Raw genomic sequence first — 3,624 nt, forward strand, 5'->3', positions numbered from 1 at the left:
CAGCGCGTAGTCGAGCCGGTATTCGTCGACGAAGAACGGCAGCCACGCGTCGCGCTGCTTCGCCATGCGGTGCAGTGCACGCACGTCGCCGCCCGCGCAGAAACCTTTCTCGCCCGCGCCGCGCAGCACCACCGCGACGATCCGGTCGTCGTGGCGGCAGCGTTCCAGCAATGCCGCCAGCTCGCGCACCATGCCGTGCGACAGCGCGTTGAGCGCCGCCGGCCGGTTCAGCGTGATCAGCGCCACGCGGTTCAGTAAGCGAAACAGCACCTCGGGCGCGGCTTCCGGAAACGCCTCGTGCGTCGTGATCGGCGTGCTCATCGGTCTTGCTCTCCTTCGGTCTGCCATTGCGGTGCGCGCTTGCCGAGAAATGCGGCCACGCCTTCGCGCGGATCCGGGGTGTCGAACAGGTCGACAAATCGCTCGCGTTCGACCGCGAGTGCGGCGCTGCGCGGCACGCCGTGTCGTGCGAGGCCGATCAGCTCCTTGCTGTATGCAACTGCGTGCGGACTCTGCCGCGCCACCTGTCGCGCAAGTGCGAGTGCCGCGTCGCGCGACGCGCCGCTTTCGACGACGTCCTCGACGAGGCCGATCCGCAGCGCGGTTGCCGCATCGACACGCGCGCCCGCGAGGATCATCTTCTTTGCCCAGCCTTCGCCGACGAGCCATGGCAAGGTCTGCGTGCCGAGCCCGCATGGCAGCAGCCCGACCGAGGTTTCCGGCAGCGCCATCTGCGCGTGGGCCTCGGCAATGCGCAGATCGCACGCGAGCGCGCATTCGAGGCCGCCGCCCATCGCATAGCCGTTGATCGCCGCGATCGTCACGAAATGCGCATCCGACAATGCTTCGAATGCCGTGCCGAAGCGCGACGCCATCTCGCGCGCCACCGCCCGATCGCCGCCGTCGAACGTGTTCAGGTCCGCGCCCGCGCTGAAGAATTTCGGGCCGTCGCCGGTCACGACGAGCGCGCGCACGCGCGTGTCCGCTTCAAGCGCGCCGACGATGCTGTGCAATTGCCGCAGTCCGTCGGCGGAAAATGCGTTCGCGGGCGGCCGTCGGAGCGTTGCGCAGGCGATCGCGCCGTCGTCGACGAATTCGAGTTCGATCATTACGCGCCCTTTTTCGGTGCGGGTTGATAGAGCCGGATCACTGCCGAGAAATCGAGCTGGCCGTCGCCGCGGCTGCTCATCGCCTGATACAGCTGCTGCGCGAGCGCGCCGAGATAGACAGGCTGACGCGCCTGCTTCGCCGCATCGTTCGCGAGGCCGAGATCCTTCAGCATCAGGTCGGTGCCGAAGCCGCCCGTATAGCCGCGTGACGACGGTGCGGTTTCGATCACGCCCGGATACGGGTTATACGTGTCCGAGCTCCAGCAGCGTCCGGTCGATGTGTTGACGATGCCTGCGAGCACTTTCGGGTCGATGCCGAGCGCGACGCCGAGCGACATGGCTTCCGACACTGCGGCCATCGAGATCCCGAGCACGAGGTTGTTGCAGACTTTCGCGACCTGTCCCATGCCGGTCGCACCGCAATGGACGATGTTCTTGCCCATGCCTGCGAGGACCGGCTTCACGCGTTCGAAATCTACGTCGCTGCCGCCGACCATGAACGTCAGCGTGCCGGCCGCTGCACCGCCCGTGCCGCCCGACACCGGCGCGTCGACGAACGCGCCGCCGTGCTCGCGCACCAGCGCGCCGAACGCCTGGGCACTTGCCGGATCGACGGTGCTGGAATCGATCACCATCGCGCCTGTGCCGAGGCCGGCGAGCACGCCGTTGTCGCCGGTCAGTACCGAGCGCACATGCGGCGCGGCGGGCAGCATCGTGATCACGCATGCCGCGTCGGTGGCCGCGTCGCGCGGCGAGCTTGCCGCTGTCGCGCCTGCGTCCTGCAAAGCACGCAATGCGTCGGCGCTCAAATCGAATGCGTGGACGTCGTGGCCTGCCTTGAGCAGATTCAGCGCCATTGGCGCGCCCATGTGGCCGAGGCCGATAAAACCGATCTTCATCGTTGTTCTCCTGTCGACCCGAGTTAGCGCTTCAGCGCTTACTCGGGTCCCATGACGTGGCTGGTCGGAGTTAGCGCTTCAGCGCTTACTTCGACCCCACGGCGGTCGACCCTACCTAGCTGGCGCTTCAGCGCTTACTCGGGTCCCATGGCGTGGCTGGTCGGAGTTAGCGCTTCAGCGCTTACTTCGACCCCACGGCGGTCGACCCTACCTAGCTGGCGCTTTGGCGCTTACTCGGATCCCATGCCCATCAATGCAACCGGATCGTCGTATTCACCGCCCCGGCCGTCGACTCGTCGTCGAACCAGCGCGCGGTCACCGTCTTTGTCTGCGTATAGAACTGCACGACCTGCTTGCCGTACGGCCCCAGATCGCCGAGTTTCGATCCGCGCGAGCCGGTAAAGCTGAAATACGGAACCGGCACCGGAATCGGAATGTTGATGCCGACCTGGCCGACATCGATCTCGCTCTGGAACTTGCGCGCCGCCGCACCGCTCTGCGTGAACAGCCCCACGCCGTTGCCGAACGGATTCGCATTGACGAGCGCGATCGCGTCATCGAGCGTGTCGGCTTCGAGCACGACCAGCACCGGACCGAAGATCTCATGCGTATAGACCGACATATCCGTGTTCACGCCGGCGAAAATCGTCGGGCCGATGAAGTTGCCGCTCTCGTAGCCCGGCACGTTCACGTCGCGGCCGTCGAGCGCGAGCTTCGCGCCTTCTTTCACCCCCGATTCGATCAGCGACAGGATGCGCGTCTTCGCCGACTTCGAGACGACCGGCCCGACATCGGTGCCAGGCTCGGCGCCTGCGTTTACCTTCAGCGTCTTCGCCTTCTCGACGATGTCCGGCAGCCAGTCGCGCGCCGCCCCGACCAGCACCGCGACCGACGTCGCCATGCAACGCTGGCCGGCCGCGCCGAATGCCGCACCGACGAGCGCGTTGACCGTCTGTTCGCGGTTCGCGTCCGGCAGCACGACCGCATGGTTCTTCGCGCCCATCATCGACTGCACGCGTTTGCCGTGCTCGCTGGCCAGCCGGTACACGTGCGTGCCGACCGCGGTGGAGCCGACAAACGAAATCGCCTTCACGAGCGGGTGCGTGCAGATCGCATCGACGACTTCCTTGCCGCCGTGCACGACGTTCAGCACACCCTTCGGCACGCCCGCCTCGATGGCCAGTTCGACGAGCTGCATCGTCGTCAGCGGATCCTGTTCGGACGGTTTCAGCACGAACGTGTTGCCGCAGACGATCGCCATCGGGAACATCCACAGCGGGATCATCGCGGGGAAGTTGAACGGCGTGATGCCGGCGCAGACGCCGAGCGGCTGCATCAGCGAGTGGCTGTCGACGCCGGTCCCGACGTTCGCCGAGTGTTCGCCCTTTTGCAGATGCGGGATGCCGCAGGCAAACTCCACCACTTCCAGGCCGCGGGTCAGTTCGCCCACCGCGTCGGAGAAGACCTTGCCGTGCTCTTCGCTGATGAGTCGGGCCAGGCGATCCATGTTCTCTTCCAGTAGCGCCTTGAAGCGGAACATCACGCGCGCGCTCTTAAGCGGAGCATGACTCGCCCACGCCGGAAACGCATGCTGCGCGGCGGCAATCGCCTGCTCC

At 66.3% G+C, this 3,624-nt stretch carries 4 protein-coding genes; all 4 read right to left on the minus strand.

The features are described 5' to 3' along the window. On the minus strand, positions 1–321 hold a 321-nt coding region (locus KH616_RS22980), incomplete at its 3' end, for an enoyl-CoA hydratase/isomerase family protein (RefSeq protein WP_292252196.1). Beyond that, on the minus strand, positions 318–1,109 hold the full coding sequence (locus tag KH616_RS22985) for an enoyl-CoA hydratase (protein ID WP_292252197.1): 792 nt from the start codon (positions 1,107–1,109) through the stop codon (positions 318–320). The genes KH616_RS22985 and KH616_RS22980, both read right to left, overlap by 4 nt. Then, a complete protein-coding gene (mmsB, locus tag KH616_RS22990) occupies positions 1,109–2,008 on the minus strand; it encodes a 3-hydroxyisobutyrate dehydrogenase (RefSeq protein ID WP_292252198.1) in 900 nt (299 codons plus the stop codon). Before mmsB ends, KH616_RS22985 begins: the two co-directional genes overlap by 1 nt. A 250-nt stretch (positions 2,009–2,258) precedes the next feature. After that, positions 2,259–3,624, minus strand: a 1,366-nt coding sequence (locus KH616_RS22995; protein ID WP_292252199.1) for a CoA-acylating methylmalonate-semialdehyde dehydrogenase, incomplete at its 5' end; no start/stop codon positions are given.

This window comes from Burkholderia sp. (assembly GCF_018375725.1).
In the GTDB taxonomy this organism is placed as follows: Bacteria; Pseudomonadota; Gammaproteobacteria; order Burkholderiales; family Burkholderiaceae; genus Burkholderia.

Excerpts from the sequence above, each read along its gene's own strand:
- KH616_RS22985 (WP_292252197.1), bottom strand. The coding sequence starts at position 1,109 with ATGATCGAACTCGAATTCGTCGACGACGGCGCGATCGCCTGCGCAACG.
- mmsB (WP_292252198.1), bottom strand. The coding sequence starts at position 2,008 with ATGAAGATCGGTTTTATCGGCCTCGGCCACATGGGCGCGCCAATGGCG.